This window comes from Frondihabitans sp. VKM Ac-2883 (assembly GCF_015350875.1).
Classification (GTDB): Bacteria; Actinomycetota; Actinomycetes; order Actinomycetales; family Microbacteriaceae; genus Frondihabitans.
Genome location: NZ_JADKSF010000003.1, coordinates 121,684 through 138,759, shown reverse-complemented (window position 1 = coordinate 138,759; position 17,076 = coordinate 121,684). Strand labels below are relative to the sequence as shown.

12 protein-coding genes are annotated in these 17,076 nt (G+C 68.0%); 4 read left to right on the top strand and 8 right to left on the bottom strand.

Annotated elements, in window-relative coordinates; translation table 11 throughout:
• Positions 1–71: 71 nt before the first annotated feature.
• Positions 72–1,670, bottom strand: a complete 1,599-nt coding sequence (locus ITJ49_RS06880; protein WP_194603204.1) for an endonuclease/exonuclease/phosphatase family protein — start codon at positions 1,668–1,670, stop codon at positions 72–74.
• Positions 1,671–1,797: 127 nt separating this feature from the next.
• Between ITJ49_RS06880 and ITJ49_RS06875 the strand changes: the two genes are divergently transcribed.
• Complete coding sequence (locus ITJ49_RS06875; RefSeq protein ID WP_194603201.1) at positions 1,798–3,567, top strand: glycosyltransferase family 2 protein; 1,770 nt, start codon at positions 1,798–1,800, stop codon at positions 3,565–3,567.
• A 60-nt stretch (positions 3,568–3,627) separates the two neighbouring features.
• Here ITJ49_RS06875 and ITJ49_RS06870 read toward each other — a convergent pair whose 3' ends face one another.
• From ITJ49_RS06870 to rfbB, 6 genes are all read right to left on the bottom strand, one after another.
• Complete coding sequence (locus ITJ49_RS06870; RefSeq protein WP_194603198.1) at positions 3,628–4,704, bottom strand: glycosyltransferase; 1,077 nt, start codon at positions 4,702–4,704, stop codon at positions 3,628–3,630.
• A 13-nt stretch (positions 4,705–4,717) separates the two neighbouring features.
• Positions 4,718–7,372, bottom strand: coding sequence for a glycosyltransferase (locus ITJ49_RS06865; RefSeq protein WP_194603195.1), 2,655 nt, complete (start codon positions 7,370–7,372; stop codon positions 4,718–4,720).
• Positions 7,373–7,422: 50 nt separating this feature from the next.
• Positions 7,423–8,937 carry a glycosyltransferase family 2 protein gene (locus ITJ49_RS06860; protein WP_194603192.1) on the bottom strand — a complete coding sequence of 505 codons (1,515 nt, stop codon included), beginning with the start codon at positions 8,935–8,937 and terminating at the stop codon, positions 7,423–7,425.
• The gene (locus tag ITJ49_RS06855; RefSeq protein ID WP_194603189.1) at positions 8,934–10,286 is read right to left on the bottom strand and encodes a hypothetical protein; all 1,353 of its coding nucleotides are present in this window, start codon (positions 10,284–10,286) and stop codon (positions 8,934–8,936) included. The genes ITJ49_RS06860 and ITJ49_RS06855 overlap by 4 nt, the downstream gene beginning before the upstream one ends.
• A 1,310-nt stretch (positions 10,287–11,596) precedes the next feature.
• A complete protein-coding gene (gene rfbD, locus ITJ49_RS06850) occupies positions 11,597–12,460 on the bottom strand; it encodes a dTDP-4-dehydrorhamnose reductase (RefSeq protein WP_194603186.1) in 864 nt (287 codons plus the stop codon).
• Positions 12,457–13,443 (bottom strand): dTDP-glucose 4,6-dehydratase, encoded by a 987-nt coding sequence (rfbB, locus tag ITJ49_RS06845; protein ID WP_055959418.1) that lies wholly within the window; start codon positions 13,441–13,443, stop codon positions 12,457–12,459. The genes rfbD and rfbB overlap by 4 nt, the downstream gene beginning before the upstream one ends.
• Before the next feature lie 100 nt (positions 13,444–13,543).
• On the opposite strand from rfbB, the gene ITJ49_RS06840 reads away from it, so the two are divergent.
• The 3 genes from ITJ49_RS06840 to rfbA are packed head-to-tail and all read left to right on the top strand — an operon-like array spanning position 13,544 to position 16,022.
• The gene (locus ITJ49_RS06840) at positions 13,544–14,473 is read left to right on the top strand and encodes an aldo/keto reductase family oxidoreductase (protein WP_194603183.1); all 930 of its coding nucleotides are present in this window, start codon (positions 13,544–13,546) and stop codon (positions 14,471–14,473) included.
• Positions 14,474–14,531: 58 nt separating this feature from the next.
• The gene (locus ITJ49_RS06835; protein WP_194603180.1) at positions 14,532–15,155 is read left to right on the top strand and encodes a dTDP-4-dehydrorhamnose 3,5-epimerase; all 624 of its coding nucleotides are present in this window, start codon (positions 14,532–14,534) and stop codon (positions 15,153–15,155) included.
• Between the two features lie 3 nt (positions 15,156–15,158).
• Complete coding sequence (gene rfbA, locus ITJ49_RS06830; protein WP_194603177.1) at positions 15,159–16,022, top strand: glucose-1-phosphate thymidylyltransferase RfbA; 864 nt, start codon at positions 15,159–15,161, stop codon at positions 16,020–16,022.
• Between the two features lie 10 nt (positions 16,023–16,032).
• Here rfbA and ITJ49_RS06825 read toward each other — a convergent pair whose 3' ends face one another.
• Positions 16,033–16,998, bottom strand: a complete 966-nt coding sequence (locus ITJ49_RS06825) for a hypothetical protein (RefSeq protein WP_194603174.1) — start codon at positions 16,996–16,998, stop codon at positions 16,033–16,035.
• Positions 16,999–17,076 lie beyond the last annotated feature (78 nt).

The following is a 17,076-nucleotide window of genomic DNA, read 5'->3' as shown; positions in this document are numbered from 1 at the left end:
CCATTTGGATCTCTCACTAGTGCACCATGTTTCATATAAGCAATGTGAGGAGCGCCGCAGTCTCCCTTGTGCTATTTACGTGGAACGCGAAGCACCGCGGTGATGAGATTGTGATCAGACGGAACGAGCGACAGCGATTTACCGGCGGCGGTCTTCGGGTTCCAGACGTTCGTGAAGGACTGACTGCCCCGCATTCCCTGCGTGAGGATGTAATCGATTCGTTGGCCGTCGCCGTTACGGTCTGAGATCTGCTTCGAAGGTGACTGCGAGTTGTTGTACGTCGACTTGTAGGTGCCGTAACGATGGAGCGACGCTGACGAGTCGTAGAAGCCACCGCGGATCAGGGTGGGCTGAGCGCCGTCGATACGGCCCTCCGGGTACCTGTTGTCGTTGAAGTCGCCACCGAGGATCACGGGGAGATGGGTCGTGTTCTTGGCATTGAGCGCCTTTAGCAACTGTGCGGAGTTCTTGCCGAGAAGCGTCTTGCGTTCGTTCTTGCTCGACGTCGTGGGAATGCTGAAGTGGGCCGCGACGACGAAGAACTGCGTTTTCGGATCGGATTTCGATTGCAGCTTCGCCCACGGGGTGTTCGTGGAGTGCGTATCAGCCTTGCTGTAGTCGCGGATACCCGAGAGCCAGCCCTTCGACACGAGAGTGAATTTCGAGGGGTTGTAGTAGAGCCGGTTGCCCTGGTTCGAGGTACTCGGGGCCGGGTCGCTGTCGGTGAGCTTCAGGGCGGAGAGGCGCGAATCGAGATCGAGGTAGACCTGGCGCTGCGGGTTCGAGGGATTGCTGTCGGAGTCCCCGCTGGCCTCGACCGCTGCCAACACGTCGGGAGCCTGCGCACTGATGTTCTGCGCGATGACTCGCCCACGAGTCGGCCACTTCGCCGTGCCCGATTTCTCGCAGCCCGAGCACTCCACGTTGTAACTGGCGAATTTCACGCCGAGCCCGGAGGAGTCCGGCTTGGTCGGAGCGGGCCAGGCGACGACCTGAGCCGAGTCGCGCAGGTGGGCGGACGGCTTGATGGTGCTGCGTGCCTGCACCTGGGCGTAGATCGGATTGCCGTAGGGCGTCGAGGTGAGCTGACTCGCCTTGCCGGTGATCTTCCGGGCCTTGGTGACGGGATTGAACGCCGAGAACCAGGCTGTGGTGCTCGGTACCCAGTAGTCGGGCCTCCGGCTCCTGTCCGGCCCGGCCGACGACGTGACGCGATAGTCGGTGGCGTAGGGCGCGGCTCCCCATTTGATGGTGATGCCGCCCGTCGCGGCCTTGGCCGAGACGGAGGAGAACAGGCCGGTGTAGCCGGGTTTGAGGGTCAGAGTGACCCGAGCCGAGTAGGCGCCCGATTTGCCCGCCTTGATCGCCCGAACGACCGCGTAGTAGGTCTTGCCGGGGCTGAGCGGCCCCACCGAGACCTTGGCGGCGGTCGACTTCTTCGACTTCGCCGACGAGAAGGAGGTCGATGTCGACCACTTCGTCGAGTAGGTCGCCCCGGGGACGGCCTTCCAGTACAGCGCGACGGTCCGGTTCGCCCAGGACTGGCTGTTCACGTGGGCGCCCGTGACACGAGCCGGCGCCGAGGCCGCCTGCGCGGGCGCGACGGCCGCGACGACGAGTGCCGCGGCAAGGGCTACTGCGACCGAGCCGCGACGAAGAGCGAGAGACATCTATGAACCCGATTTCAGTAGATGAGAAGAATGATCGCGGTCAGCTTAGGCACCCGCGCGGGGGTACACCAGAACCTCGAAAGGGGTACACCGAAGCCGAACGGGGTGCTATGCAGCACAATCGAGAGTGAACCGTGATTCTGAACCACAGGAGATCCTCATTCCCCCCGCACCTCTGCTCTCCGTCGTCATCCCCGCCCGCGATGTCGCGCCGTGGATCGACGAATTGCTCGACAGCGTGCTCGGGGCAGGAGTCGACTCGCTCGAGGTGATCGTGGTCGACGACCGGTCGACCGACGAGACGGGCGACCGGATCGCGGCCGCCGCCGAGCGCGACGCGCGCGTTCGACACCATCGTGCTTCCGGCATCGGTGCCGCAGCGGCTCGCAACGAGGGCGCGCTCCTCGCGACGGGTCGGTACCTCGTCTTCGCCGACGCCGACGACCTCATTCCTCAGGGGGCCTACTCGGCCCTGGTCGACAGCCTGGAGAGCAGCGGCTCCGACTTCGCGATCGGCGACCACCTCAAGTTCTCACCCGGCTCCACCTGGAGTCCCACTGCTCGGTGGCATCCGTTCGACACCGACCTGCAGGGTGTCACCCCGTCGAGTGTGCCCACTCTCGTGAGCGGCCGCGCCGCGTGGAACCGGGTCTTCCGCCGCTCGTTCTGGGAGGGCAATGCGCTCGCGTTCCCCGAGATACCGCGGAACGACGACATGGTGCCGATGACGAGGTCGTTCGTTCTGGCCACGTCGATGGATGTCGTCGCGTCGTGCGTCTACCTGTACCGTGACCGGCCCGGAACGACGTCGATGACGGCCGGAACCCCCGCCGACGTCGCCGCGCGTCTCTACTTCGAGCAGGAAGCGATCTGCGCCGAGATCGTCGACGACTTCTCTGACCCGGCCGTGACCGCCTCGTATTCGCGCCTCGTTTTCGATGCCGACGGCTGGGTCCACCTCTCGACCTACCTCCGTCAGCTCGAGGAGGGAGCGGGTCTGAGCCCCGAGGTCGCCGAGGCGCTGGCCCAGATGCTCGCTGTGGTTCCGCGCGACGCGTTCGAGAGCGCGACGGCCGATCGGCGTGCCCTTTTCGCCCTGGTCGAGGCGGGGGAGATCGGGCGTGCGCGATCCTTTGCCCGCTCCTCGGCCCGTGCGCGTGACGAGCGTTTCCACGACTCCGCGGCTCTGGAAGAGTGGAGCCGCACGCTCGTGGCGCTGGCGCACGGGCCGGCCACGTCAATCGACCTGGAACGCCTCGCGGTCGACGGGCCCCTCACCGCTCTGGCGAATGACGCGGCGCTGTCGGCCGTGGAAGACCTCGTGCCGGCGGTCAGCGTTTTGGCGGGTACGACGGCGATTTCGACGCTCGAGCCGGGCGGCGTCGAGTCGGAGATCCTCCGCTGGATGCTCGAGGCCGTCCGGGCCGGTGACGCCGATGCCGTGCGACGCGTGTCGCTCGTGCGTCGAGCGGCGCCTCTCGTCGTGGAGCGTGTTGAGGTGCAGCCGGATCGGCTGCTGCTCGCAGGGCCCGCCCCGTGGTCCGAGGCACTCGTTGGCGCCGTGCTCGTGCTGCGGCCCGACGCTGGTGACGATATCCCTCTCGCCCTCGCGCTGGAGGAGGGCCGCTGGTCGGCCGATGTCCTCGCTCAGGAGCTGCCGACGCCCGGGCGCTACCGGGTGCTCGGGCGGTTTACCGCTGGCGCCTCGGTGGGTGGCCAGGAGCTCGCGGTCGTCACGGCTCGCATGCCGTTGCCGCCGGTTCCCGAGGGGTCGGCCCTACAGCCGCAGAGCGACCGCAAGAACGGCTGGGTGTTTTTGCTGGACTACCGAGACGCATCGCGCGGCGGGGTGCTGTCGGGTCTCCGGGCGAAGGCGCGGGCTCGGCTGCGTCGCTGAGCAGCGGGGTAGCAGCACGTGAGCAGCGCGTGAGCAGCGCGGCCGCTGAGCGGCCGTCGCTCAGGCGGAGTCGGTCGCGCGCAGCCGGTCGAGCAGATCCGCGTAGCGCGTCGAGATCGTGAAGGGCGAGAGCCGGTGTGAGAAGTCGCCGGTCGCAGCACTGTCGACGGCGTACGTCGCCTCGTCGTCGAGCAGACCCGCGATCGAGGTGACCGGGTCTTCGGTCTCGAACCATCGGATCCACGTCTCGCTGCCGAAGGCCGCCCGAAGGTGGGGCTCGTCGGGCAGCACGACTGGCAGATCGAATGTCGCGGCCAGGTGCAGAGTGCCCGAGTTCAGGATCCGACGGTACGGCAGCACGAGCACGTCGGCTGCTCGAAGCCACTTCTCGACGTCGGCATCGGCCACGTGTCCCGGGTGCCACACCACTCGCACTCCGGCGGGCAGACTCGCGTCCAGCGTCAGCCGATCGGCCTCCGTCACGCTGCCGGCGAGCAGCAGCACCGGCCGGACGGCCGTCGCCTCTAGGCGCCCAAGAGCCGCGAATAGGGTGTCGAGGCCCTTGTAGGGCCGCATCTGCCCGAAGAAGAGCACTCCGCGCTCGTCGGCGCCTAGCCCGATGCTCGCCCGGGCGTCGTTCCGCGACAGCTGCGACGGGTAGACGCCCTGGTAGCTCGGATGCGGAATCACCACCACCTTGGCGGGATCGAGCGTGTACGAGGGGGCGGCGGCCTCGACGGCGTCGGCCGTCATGACGTGGACGACGTCGGCGCGGTCGGCCAGGTATCGGCACAGCGCGAGCTCGAGTTCGTCGTGTCGGACGTCATGGGGCACGACGTTGTGGAGCGTCCAGACGACCCTGGCACCGCGAGCGGCCGCCGCATCGACGGCGGTTCGGAAGCGATCCAGACGCTCAGAGGCCTCCTCGACCGTCTCGGCCCTTTGCACGACCGGTGTGGTCCAGTGCAGGTGCACCACGTCGCCAGATGTAAGGCTCGCGGCCGTCCGCTCGAGCCCTTCGAGTCGGGTCTCGTCGATCAGGGCGTACCCGCGACCTCTCGCCGCGAGCCCGAGCAGGTTGATGTACGGGTTGTCGCGGTAGGCGGGAAAGACGAGAACGCGAGCAACGGTTTTCATCGGACGGCGGCCTTCATCGATCGAGCCCGTCGTCCGCCCCGAGGGCCTCGAAGATCAGCCGCTCTCGGTCGTCCAATGCCTGCGCCGACACTCGCGCCCCGGCGCCGATCTGCAGGCGGAACGCCGGCGCGACGAGCGGGTCCGACGCCAGGGCCGGGTCGACGAGCACGTTGACCGCCCCCGGCTGCGGCACGAACCGGTCGTCGCGCAGCAGAACCACCGCCACGTCGTCGAGCGAGGCCGACGAGCGGTACCAGGCGTCGGGGGCGTCGAGCACGACCTCCTGGCCGAGGTCGCGGAGTCGGGACGCGAGGGCGTCGGCCTCGGCGAACGTCGAGGCCTCGTGCTTCAGCGACCAGCGGAGCGAAGGGCGACCGGCCCAGGATCCTTCGCTCACGTCCCGTGGCGGCCGCACAATCAGCGGGCGCGACGACCGAACCAGCACGTCGTGCCCCTTCGGCTCGCCCGCCTCGATGCCGGCGAGCAGCAGACCGGCGGCCGCGTAGCGCGACGCCTCAATGCGTGGATACCGGCCCTGCCAGCGCTCGTCGAAGTGTCGGCGGTTCGCGATCTGCGCGTCGGAACGCCCGGGCGCGACGCTCTCGTGGTGCACGACGATCGACTCGGGCACGACCGAGAACCGACCGCCCGGCCGCTCGTCGAGGGCGCGCAGGCACAGGTCGACGTCTTCGAGTCCGTTGGCGAAGATCGGGTCGAAGCCCCGCCAGCGGATCAGGTCGCCGGCGCGGAAGATCGCCGCCGCCGCCGTGATCGCCGAGAACGAGCGCTGGTCGGCCCGCGCGGCATCCGACCGGGGGTGAGCGGCCAGAAAGTGCCACGGCAGCACCTTGTCGCCGCCGAAGACGGTGCCGGCCGCCTGCACGGTGCCGTTCGGGTAGAGCAGGAGGGGCTGCGCCCCCAGAACCGCAGGATCCGACAGCTCGTCGACCAGAGGCGCGAGCCACCCCGGATGCACCTCGGTGTCGTTGTTGAGCATGACCACGTGGGCACCGGTCGACGCGGCGAGGCCGAGGTTGCTGCCGAGCGCGAAGTTCCGGTTGCGATCCTGGCGGAGGATGCGCACGCGGGGCTCGGCGGCGAACCAGGCGGCGAGGGTCGCGGAGACGTTCCGCTGGGAGGCGTTGTCGATCACGACGACCTCGACCCGGAGCGGGGCACCGTGGTCGGACGCGCTGTCGATGTCGGAGGCGCCTTCCCGGTTGGAGGCGCCGTGGCGGTCGGCGTCGGCGAGGACCGCGTCGATCGCGCGACGCGTCATCCGCCACTCGCGGTAGACGGGGATCACGATCGACACCAGGTCGGCCGGGCGGTCGGGCGCCGCATCGGCGAGGGCCGCCCAGTCGATCACGTTCGGTGCGAGCGCGACCTCCTGCCACGACGCGCCCTCGCGCGACGAGAGACGGGATGGATCGAAGGTGTTGTCGTAGTCGACGCTGAGGTGATCGACGTAGCGCGGCACTCCGAAGTCGCGAGAGAGGCGGAGCACGTAGTCGTAGTCGATCCAGCGCTTCAGGGTGGTGTCGAAGCCGCCGAGCGATCGCGCGGCCGACGCCTCGACGACGAGCGCGTTCAGATCGATGAAGTTGCCCGCGACCAGGTCGTTCCAGTCGCCCTCCTCGCCACGGAAGGTCTCTTTCGACTCGTCGGCGGCATCGCCCGTGTTGTTGAGACCGATCATGCGGAGGCCGGTGTGGACGGCGCTCGCACCCTCTTGGAGCAGGGCCGCCAGCGCCAGCTCGAGGTGCGTGGAACGCCAGGCGTTGTCGGAGTCGAGAAACGCGATGTGCGTGCCCGTCGCGGCGGCGAGCCCGGTGTTGCGGGCGGCCGAAGCTCCCGAGGGCGCCTGCGCGACGGGGGTCATGCGTGGGTCACGGGCCGACAGTCGTTCGACGACTGCGGGGGTCTCGTCGGTCGAGCCGTCGTCGACGACGATGAGCTGCCAGTTGTCGTACGTCTGGTCGGACACCGACAGCATGGCGCGCTCGAGCTGCGCCGCCCGGTTGTGGGTCGGGAGAACGATCGAGACGAGCGGCCGCTCGACCTGCAGGCGAGCGAGCCCCGCCGCGTAGCGCGCGCGCGCCTCGGCCGTGTCGGCGCCGCCCCACTCGGGACGGTAGCGCCGCCGCGTGCGGTGCTGCGAATCGGCGAAGTCGCGGGCGACGGCGAGGGAGCGAGCGCGCTCCCGGCCCCAGGTGGGGCGCTCGCCGCGGCGACCGGGAGACACCGGCATCAGCGTGGTCGAGTCGGCGTGCCGCACGAAGTGCCGAAGAGCGCCGAGCGTCGTCGTGACGGCGGCGCGGTCGGTCTCGTCGAGCTCCGCCACATAGCGGGCCGCGTCGAACACCGGCGAAGTCGCGACGAGATCGGTCGACTCCTGGTGCAGGAAGTCGTACCAGCTGAAGCGCGAATCGGGCTGCTCGTCGTTCAGCCACTCCGGTTCGATCAGCGGCGACAGCGACAGACCTCGGCTGCCGTCGTTGAGCATGTAGAACTCGATCGCGGCGATATCGGACTCGAATCGACGCCCGACCATCGTCTCGAAGTACTCGCGGTCGAGGATTCCGAACTCGACGATCCGCCGTGCCCAGCGCAGCTGGCGATCCTCGACGGTCAGGGGCGGTGGGGCAGGCCTGAGCCGTCGAGCCATCTGTCGCAGAACGACAGCGCCCGATCGACGCGGTCGACTCTCGGGGCCACTCATCGCTTGCGCCCGGGGAGCTTCGGCACCAGCCGCGCTACTGCCTCCCCGGTACGGAACGTGCGGCTGGCCCGCAGATCGCGCAGCTCGGCGCGCAGACGCTCGACCTCGGCACCCGACTCGGGGCCGCCGTCGTCGATCGCGGCGTCGACGAGAGCGAGATCCCGCCAGCGAGCGTCGAGGGCCGCGACCCGCTCGGCGAGAGGCGACGCGAGCACCGAGCGGAGAGCCGAAGCCGCAGCGGCCCAATCGCCGTCGACGACGGTGGCCGCTGCATGCTGCCGCAGCACGGGCGTCGCGTCGCGCGAGCGCGAGACGAACGCGGCGTCGGTCCACGGTGACGGGGTGACGGCCGTCGGATCCTCGTCTGTAGTGTGAGAGAGCGAAGGATCCGGCACACCGACACCCGATACGGCCACGAGGTGCAGCGAACGCCGATGTGCGCGCACGAGCGATCGGGGCGTCACCCGCTCGGCGAGCAGTACCGTCACCGCCACGAGGTCGTCGTCGTGCGCGTCGGCCGCGACCCTTACATCGGCGGTCACCGCTGCACCCGACGAGACCGCGGCGACATCGTCGACGAGGATCTCGCGCGCCCAGTCGGAGGCCGGAAAGGCCGCGAGGAACGCGTCGATTGCCGCGGGCACGGCGACCCCGGCGCGCAGGTCGAGCACGATCCGCTGCGGGCCCACCGGCACGACCAGGTCAGCAAAACGATCTGCGGGGGCGACCGAATGGCGCAGGAACGACTGCACGGCCGACCCGTAATACGGATAGCGGCGGTCGAGCTCGCGCTGGTGCGCCGTGCGCAGGGTGTTGCGGCGTGCACCGACGAAGCTCTTCGACCCCTCGTGGAAGACCAGGGCCCGGTTCGCCATCGTCGACATGAAACCGGCCTCGCCGAGGCGCAGGCAGTAGTCGTTCTCTTCGCCGTAGCCCGGCGAGAAGACCTCGTCGAACAGGCCGAAGCGCACGATCAGATCACGCCGGGTGAGGAAGCAAAAACCCATCGCGACGGGCGGCTCGTACCAGCGCGGCAGGTACGGCAGCAGCGCTTCGTGCACTTCGCGGGTGCGGTCGAACGTGCGCTCCCGCTTCGGGTCGGTAAGCCGGAACGGCAGGCTCGCGATCGTCGCGTTGTTACTCCGGGCCGTGACCACGCCGTGCCGCGGATCGGCGTACAGCACAGCGAGCATCTCGTCGAGAAACCCGGGTGTCGGCACCGCGTCGCTGTTCATCAGCAATACGTCGGCATCGGTGTCGTCGAGCTCGGTGACAGCGCGGTTGCAGGTGCCGACGAATCCGAGGTTCTCGGGGTTTCGCTCGTACCGCACCCCGGCCACGCCGTCGATGCGCTCGAGCAGAGCCCTCTCGATCGCGTCGACATCGGGGCCGCAGTCGTTGACGAGCATGATCCGATGCGTCGACAGATCTACGGTCGTCACCAGCGCATCGAGACACTCCAGCACCGACGGCAGGTCGCCGTACACCGGCACCACGATCAGAACGCTCATCGGGCGCCTCCCAGCAGGGTCGCGAGGCGGGCCACGACCTGGTCGAGGGTGCCGCCCAGGGCACCCGGTTCGAGGTCGCGGAAGCCGGCGGGGCCGTCGGCGGCAGCCCGCCGGATGGCACGAGCCACCGCCTGGCCGAGCGCCTCGGGGTCGGCCGCGACGGCGTCGATTCCCGGGTGGACGCCGGCGCGGGTGCCGGCGAACTCGTTCGTCACGACGTGCGCACCCGAGATCGCCCCGTCGAACGGCGGGTGGCTCGGATGCGGGCTGAGCTGCAACGACAGCACCACGTTGCGGCTCGCGATGAAACGGAAGTAGTCGTCCCACGGGAGGGTTCCGACGCTCTCGAGCTTGGCGTCACCGCCGAGCTCGACGTCGCGGTGCAGCTCTCCGGCGCTGGCGAACTCGACGGTGATGCCGGATCCTTCGAGCTCTCGAACGGCGATGCGAAGCGCGGCGATGCCGACGCGAAACAGGTTGCGATGCTTGTTCGGCCGGCCGTAGAAGAGCACGCGCACGACGTCGTCATGGGAACGCTCGGCGGCCACGCGGCGGAGCAGATCGAGGTCGAGGTGCGGGGCGAAGACGAGGTCGTCGGGAATCTCGAGACCCTCTTCTTGCCAAAGATATGTCTGCAAGGGGGAGGAGTTGACGACGATGCGGAACCCCGCGTGATACGTGGCACGGGCCAGAGCGAACTCGGTCGACCACGGGCTGAAGCCGGGCTCGTAATCCTGCACCAGGTAGACGACACGCTGCGGGTCGATTCGACCGGCCGTGACCGCCACCGAGATGGCATGCGCGGTCTTCCAGTGGGTGGCGAGCCAGAGGTCGGAGTCGCTGAAGTCGGCCTTCGAGATCTCTTCACGGGCGACGACGGTGATGCGCTTGCCGGGGAAGCGCTCGCGGAGCACCTCTGTTGCGGCCGCGGACGAGTTGCCGGGGGTGGTCCAGCCGACCATCACGACGCGCACCGGCAGCCCGAGCGCCTCGGCGAGGGCGACGCCGAACGAGACGGCCGTCTGAATGCCGGCGAAGGTGGCGCCGTCGCGGACCTCGCCGATCACGATGTTGAGGGCGGGGCTCGTGCTCGCGCTCTTGCTGCTGCTTGCGTTGCCGTTGCCGGTGCTGTGGATGCCGGCTAGGGCGAGGCTCGTCTCCGAGAGACCGTGGAAGGGCCGCGCCTCCGGGGGAGCGGCGGCGATCTCACGTCGCTCGACGGCGCGATTCGGGCTGGAGGTGGGGGCGAGGCGCTCGCGGGCGACATTCCGGTAGTCGGAGTCGGCCAGGTAGGAGCGGTTGACGCGTGCCAGGTCAGAGACGAGTCGCCCGATTTTCGTGAGATTCATACGGTTTCGAGCCTAGGGCTTTCTGGCCGCGCTGCCCCGATCGCTCGCCGCCGTGGCCGGGCGAAAGTGCCGAATTCGGCACCTGCTCGTCGGCCGGGCGGCGGTACGACCCCACCTGGCGGCTCGGTCGGCGACGGCCGGCGGCGCGGGGCCCGAGTGCCGCCTAATGCGGCACCGCCCGGGCCGTGGCAGGCATTAGGCGGCACTCGGCACTTGGCGCGGCACGGTCGCGTGCGCTGGCGAGAAGCCCGGGGTCGCGAGTGCCGCCAATTGCGGCTCAGGCCGGAATTTGGCCAGCATTAGGCGGCACTCGGCACTCAGCAAACCGACCGCGACACCATCGGAAGGCGGTGTCGCGATCAGATAGCGGAGCGCACCGCGCGGCGTTGAAAGTGCTCCGGCTTCTCGTGGCGCGTAAGCGCAGAAAACACCGCCCAGAATGATGCGTGCGGCGTCTCCTGCACTTTTCCGCCCTCGGGGGCCGAGCCAGGCGGCTAGGTGCGGTCGTTCCTTTTGTGGTCTTTGATGGTCATTACCCCGAACGCAACTGCGAGAAAAATGGCCGGCCACACGACGAGTTGCAATATTCCGCCCTCGTAGTGACTAATTCGTGCCACAAGCCAGACTCCAACAGCGGTGAGGATGATAGATCCTGGGATCGCGATGTATTTGCCCTTTACGCCACGCATCGTGTACTCCAGGCACCGTTGAGAAGAGTCCGCATGTTCGGCTTTGAGCCCTTACAGAGACCGTGATTCAGAACATAGGTTCGAGCCACGGCAACAGCCGCGCCGATGGCCGTACACCCCTGGAGGCCCGACGAGAGCCTCGAGGACGTGACGGGAACGGAGACACGCGACCCCGAGGGCAGCGAGTAAGTCGTGTATTCCGAACTCCCAACCGTCTGCGTCTGGTTCGGGAGATCGCTTGCCTGGAGATCCGCCCTAATGGCGTCGATAGACGCCTCCGAGATGCTATCGCTGGCGATCGGCCCGTTGATGGGTGAGGCCTGCGCGCCCACCGGAAACAAAGGTGTTGTGGCAAGGACGAGGGTTGCCCCGACCGCGAGTCCGAGGGTCGCTAGGCGGGCTCGTGAGAAACGAGACTCTGACTGCGTGAACTGCGTTGTACCACTCTTCATGATTCCTCCCATTGGATCGCCTACGTGACGTTCTATGTCCAATATACGCATATCTAACTGCTGGATGGAACACGGATTTCCGAGGGGGCGCCCCTTCACCGCAAAACGGCCACGACACCACCGAAAGGCGGTGTCGTGGCCGAAGAGTGGCGTGCAGAGCGAAAGCCAGCTAGGCGAAGACCCCCTCGGCCGACGCCTGGGCGAGAGCCTCCTGCCAGGGGCGCATGGGAGCGAGGCCGGCAGCAGCCCACGCGTCGTGCCCGAGCACGCTGAAAGCGGGGCGCGGGGCAGGGCGCACGAATGCGGCACTGTCAGTCGGAAGAACGCGCTCAGGATCCAACCCGGCCTCGCTGAACACGGCGCGCGCGAAGTCGAACCACGACGCCCGGCCCGAGTTCGTGCCGTGGTAGATGCCGGCAGGGGCATCGGCGTCGACGAGCGCGACTAGCTGGGCCGCGAGATCGGACGTCCAGGTGGGCTGACCGACCTGGTCGTTCACCACGGTGACCGTGTCGTGCGACGCAGCGAGCCGAAGCATGGTCGCTGCGAAGTTCGGACCGTGCTGGCCGTACAGCCAGGCGGTACGGACGACGTAGGCACCCGCGGGGTTGGCCGCGAGGGCAGCGATCTCGCCGGCCGCCTTGGTGCGGCCGTAGGCGTTCAGCGGGTCGAGCGGGGTCGTCTCGGCGTAGGGCTCGGTGGCCTGGCCGTCGAAGACGTAGTCGGTCGACACCGTCACGAGCTTCGCGCCGTGCGTCGCGGTCGCCTCGGCGAGCAGCTCGACGGCCGTGCCGTTGACGAGGAGCGCCTCGTCTTCGTGCGTCTCGGCGTCGTCGACCTTTGTGTAGGCGGCGGCGTTGAAGACCACGTCGTGGCCCTCGACGGCGTCGAGCACCGCGGCGCGGTCGGTCACGTCGAGGTCAGCGCGGCCGAGCACGGTCACGTCGCGGCCGAAGAGCGCCTCGACGAGGTCGGTACCGAGCATGCCCCGGGCGCCCGTCACGAGGTAGCGGAGGTTCTGGGTCGAGCTCACGCGAGGGCCGCGCGCTCTTTCAGCGGCTCCCACCAGGTGCGGTTGTCGCGGTACCACTGCACCACGTCGTTGAGCCCCTGCTCGAACGGCACCTGCGGCTCGTAGCCGAGCTCGCGCTGGATCTTCGAGATGTCGACCGAGTAGCGCAGGTCGTGGCCCAGGCGGTCCTGAACGCGGTCGACGTACGACCAGTCTTTGCCGGTCGCGTCGAGCAGCAGCTGCGTGAGCTCTTTGTTGGTGAGCTCGGTGCCGCCGCCGATGTTGTAGATCTCGCCGGCCTCGCCCTTGACGAGCACGAGGGCGATGCCCCGGCAGTGGTCGTCGACGTGCAGCCAGTCGCGGATGTTGTTGCCCTCGCCGTAGAGCGGCACGTGCTTGTCGTCGATGAGGTTCGTGACGAACAGCGGGATGACCTTCTCGGGGAAGTGGTACGGCCCGTAGTTGTTCGAGCAGCGAGTGATCGAGACGTTGAGGCCGTGCGTGCGGTGGTAGCTGCGCGCGAGGAGGTCGGAGCCGGCCTTCGACGCCGAGTAGGGCGAGTTCGGCTCGAGCGGGCGGTCTTCGGCCCACGAGCCCTCGGCGATCGATCCGTAGACCTCGTCGGTCGACACGTGCACGAAGCGCTTGAGGTCGTTGCGGAGAGCCGCGTCGAGCAGCTGCTGGGTGCCGAGCACGTTGGTCTCGACGAAGATCGAGGCGTCGCGCACCGAGCGGTCGACATGCGACTCGGCCGCGAAGTGGACGACCGCGTCGACGTCGGGGAAGAGCGTGTCGAGCAGCGCGCCGTCGCGGATGTCGCCTTCGACGAAGCGGTAGCGGGGCGAGTCGGCGACGGGAGCCAGGTTCTCGAGGTTGCCCGAGTAGGTCAGGGCGTCGAGAACGACAACCTCGGCGCCCTCCAGGCCCGGATAGGCGTCTTGCAGGGTGCGCCGGACGAAGTTGGAGCCGATGAAGCCGGCTCCGCCGGTGACGAGGATGCGCATAAGGATGTCTTTCGGTCGCGAGCGTCGATCGAATCCATAGTAGGGGGCAGGATCCGGCCCCACCCTGACCGAAGTCCGCCGGTCCGGGCAAGATGGGGCCATGCGAACAACGACGTTTTCCGACCTGACCGCCCCCGCCTCCAACGTGATCCTCGGACTCATGCGGATCGACCCGCTCTCCGACGCCGAGATCCAGACCCTCGTCGGCACGGCACGCGATGCCGGCATCACCTTCTTCGACCACGCCGACGTCTACGGCGGCACCCCGCACTTCTGCGAGAAGCGCTTCGGCGACGCGATCAGGTTCTCACCGAGCGAGCGGGAGAACGTGATCCTCCAGTCGAAGGTCGGCATCCGCGACGGCTTCTGGGATTTCTCGCACGACCACATCGTCGAGTCGGTCAACGAGTCGCTCAAGGCCCTCCGGGTCGACCACCTCGACATCCTGCTGCTGCACCGCCCCGACGCCCTCGTCGAGCCCGACGAGGTCGCCCGCGCCTTCGACGAGCTGAAGGCGGCCGGCAAGGTGACGAGCTTCGGCATCTCGAACCACACGCCGCTGCAGGTCGACCTGCTCAAGAAGTCGGTCACCCAGCCGCTCATCGTCAACCAGGTGCAGCTCAGCATCACGCACGCCAACCTCATCACCGCGGGCGTCAGCGCCAACATGAAGGGCCTCGACCAGTCGATCGACCGCGATAACGGGATCCTCGACTACTCGCGGATCAACGACATCACCCTTCAGGCGTGGTCGCCGTTCCAGAAGGGGTTCTTCGACGGGGTGTTCCTCGGCGACCGTGAGACCTACGCCGACCTGAACGACGTCATCGACGAGCTGGCGGCAAAGTACTCGGTCGCACCCGAGGCCATCGCGGTCGCGTGGATCACTCGTCACCCGGCCCACATGCAGGTGGTGCTCGGCACGACGAACCCCCAGCGCGTCAAGGATTCCGCTGCCGGAAGCGAGCTGCCGCTGACCCGCGCGGAGTGGTACCGGCTGTTCACCGCGGCGGGGCACCTGCTGCCCTAGACGGAGGACCGCCGCAGGTCACCTGCTGCCGTGAGACGTCACCGGCTAGGCTTCCCGGGTGCAGATCCGTGAATTGAGTATTCCAGACAGCTACGAGATCACCCCGAAGCAGTTCGGCGACGACCGGGGCGTGTTCCTCGAGTGGTACCGCTTCGACAAGCTCGCCGAGGTGATCGGTCACCCGGTCGAGCTCCGGCAGGCCAATACATCGGTGTCGAAGCGGGGCGTCGTGCGCGGCATCCACTTCGCCGACGTTCCGCTGGGCCAGGCGAAGTACGTGACGGCGACGCACGGTGCCGTGCTCGACTACGTCATCGACATCCGGGTCGGCTCGCCGACGTTCGGCCAGTGGGACAGCGTGCTGCTCGACGACAAGGACCGCCGCGCCATCTACATCTCGGAGGGGCTCGGCCACTGCTTCGTCGCCCTTACCGACGACGCCACCGTCAGCTACCTGGTGACCGACACGTTCAACGCCGAGCGCGAGCACGGGATAAACCCCCTCGACTCCGACATCGCGCTGGTGTTCCCGGACGAGGCTGGCGAGGCTCTCCTCTCGCCCAAAGACACCGACGCGCCGTCACTCGCCGAGGCCGCCGCCGCGGGCACCCTGCCGACCTGGGCCGACATGCGCGCCTATTACTCGTCGCTCAGCGCGGCGTTCACCGCGAAGAAGGGCTGACCCGTGAAGGGAATCATCCTCGCCGGAGGCTCCGGCACCCGTCTCTGGCCGATCACCAAGGGCATCTCGAAGCAGCTGATGCCGATCTACGACAAGCCGATGGTCTACTACCCCCTGTCGACCCTGATGATGGCCGGCATTCGCGAAGTGCTCATCATCACCACCCCGGAATACAACGACCAGTTCCGCGCTCTCGTGGGCGACGGATCCTCGTTGGGCATGGAGATCTCGTACGCCGTCCAGCCGTCGCCTGACGGCTTGGCGCAGGCGTTCATCATCGGTGAGGAGTTCATCGGCGACGACAGCGTCGCGCTGGTGCTCGGCGACAACATCTTCCACGGCGTCGGCCTCGGCACGAACCTCAAGAGGAACACCGAGGTCTCGGGGGCGACGATCTTCGCGTACCACGTCTCCGACCCCAAGGCCTATGGCGTCGTCGAGTTCGACGACGACTTCAAGGCCGTCTCGATCGAAGAGAAGCCGACCGCTCCGAAGAGCAACTACGCGGTGCCCGGCCTCTACTTCTACGACAACAAGATCGTCGAGATCGCGAAGACGATCGAGCCGAGCGCCCGAGGCGAGCTCGAGATCTCGACAGTCAACGAGCGCTACCTCGAGGCCGGCGAACTGCAGGTGCAGGTGCTCGACCGCGGAACGGCGTGGCTCGACACCGGCACGTTCGAGTCGATGATGCAGGCGTCCGAGTACGTCCGAGTGATCGAAGACCGCCAGGGCCACAAGATCGGCTGCATCGAAGAGATCGCCTGGCGCAACGGATGGATCGACGACGGAGCTCTCGCGAGCCTGGCCGCGCCCCTCGCCAAGAGCGGCTACGGCGTGTACCTGCAGAAGCTGCTGAACGGCTAGTCGCCAGCGGCTAACTCGAGGCGGGCCCGCTGAGGCGACCCCGCGACAGCTCCGGCCGGTCGAGGGGGTCGCCCAGAAGGGCAACGCCGCGGTCGTTCTGCTCGTGGTAGAAATCGTCTTTCAGTGGGCGCAGCCCGTGGTACTGGTTGAGCTCTTCCGAGACGAGCTCGATGACGGTGTCGCCCTTGACGACGCGCCAGCCGGCCCGATGTGCCACGAACGACATCCACTGGTCTTCCAAGAAGGCGAACTTGCGCGGCAACCGCAAGAAGAACCGGTCGTCGGCCACGAGGTCGACGTCGTAGACGGTGCCGCCCGTGCCCGCGTGGTCGGCGTGTGACCCGGGCTCGATCTCGGCCCGGCGCCAGTACGAGCCGTGCTGGCTGAACCCCCACCACGCGACGACCGACTGCGGCCGATAGTCGCGCAGCAGGTCGGCGACGAACGTGTCTCGGATGTTCTGGTCGTCGTCGAGCATGATGACGGGCCCGCGATAGCCGCCGTTTCGCAGCAGACGCGCTACGACGAATCGGGCGAGGCCGCCGATGTTGCGCTCGCTGTTGACGAGCTCGACGCTCGACAGGGCGCCGCGCGGGGTTCCGTCGAGGCAAGCGAGGTAGTGTGCAGCGTCGTCCGCGTTGTTGTTCCACAGAATCAAGCGGATCGGCCGCGGCGACTCCTGGCGAGCGAGCAGGTCGAGCACGACCGGCAGGCGATCGGGTCGGTTCCACAAGCACATGACGAGCGGAACGGCTTCAGGATCCGACCCGGGTCGCCCGGTCACCCGTGCCGCCCGCACCCCGGAGGCCAGAAGTCGCATCAAGCCGACGTGCCACTCCCGGTCGCGGCCCCGCTCGCGCTGGGCGCGGGCACGCCGGATCACTCCGTCGTAGTGGCGCTCGGCGCGGAGAGCCCGGACGACGCGCCGCAGCCGCTCGCGAGGGGTGGGCGCGGGGGAGTCGTCGGGGTGGTTCACCGCCCCAGTGTAAGAGGCAGTCGACTGGGAATGCCGTTGCGGGTTAGTGGCCCTGCACGCTCGTCGCCTAAACTCGGA

Bases quoted from the DNA above. Each gene is read 5' to 3' on its own strand.
- ITJ49_RS06880 (WP_194603204.1), bottom strand. From the start codon at position 1,670: ATGTCTCTCGCTCTTCGTCGCGGCTCGGTCGCAGTAGCCCTTGCCGCG.
- ITJ49_RS06870 (WP_194603198.1), bottom strand. From the start codon at position 4,704: ATGAAAACCGTTGCTCGCGTTCTCGTCTTTCCCGCCTACCGCGACAAC.
- ITJ49_RS06865 (WP_194603195.1), bottom strand. From the start codon at position 7,372: ATGGCTCGACGGCTCAGGCCTGCCCCACCGCCCCTGACCGTCGAGGAT.
- ITJ49_RS06860 (WP_194603192.1), bottom strand. From the start codon at position 8,937: ATGAGCGTTCTGATCGTGGTGCCGGTGTACGGCGACCTGCCGTCGGTG.
- ITJ49_RS06855 (WP_194603189.1), bottom strand. From the start codon at position 10,286: ATGAATCTCACGAAAATCGGGCGACTCGTCTCTGACCTGGCACGCGTC.
- rfbB (WP_055959418.1), bottom strand. From the start codon at position 13,443: ATGCGCATCCTCGTCACCGGCGGAGCCGGCTTCATCGGCTCCAACTTC.
- ITJ49_RS06840 (WP_194603183.1), top strand. From the start codon at position 13,544: ATGCGAACAACGACGTTTTCCGACCTGACCGCCCCCGCCTCCAACGTG.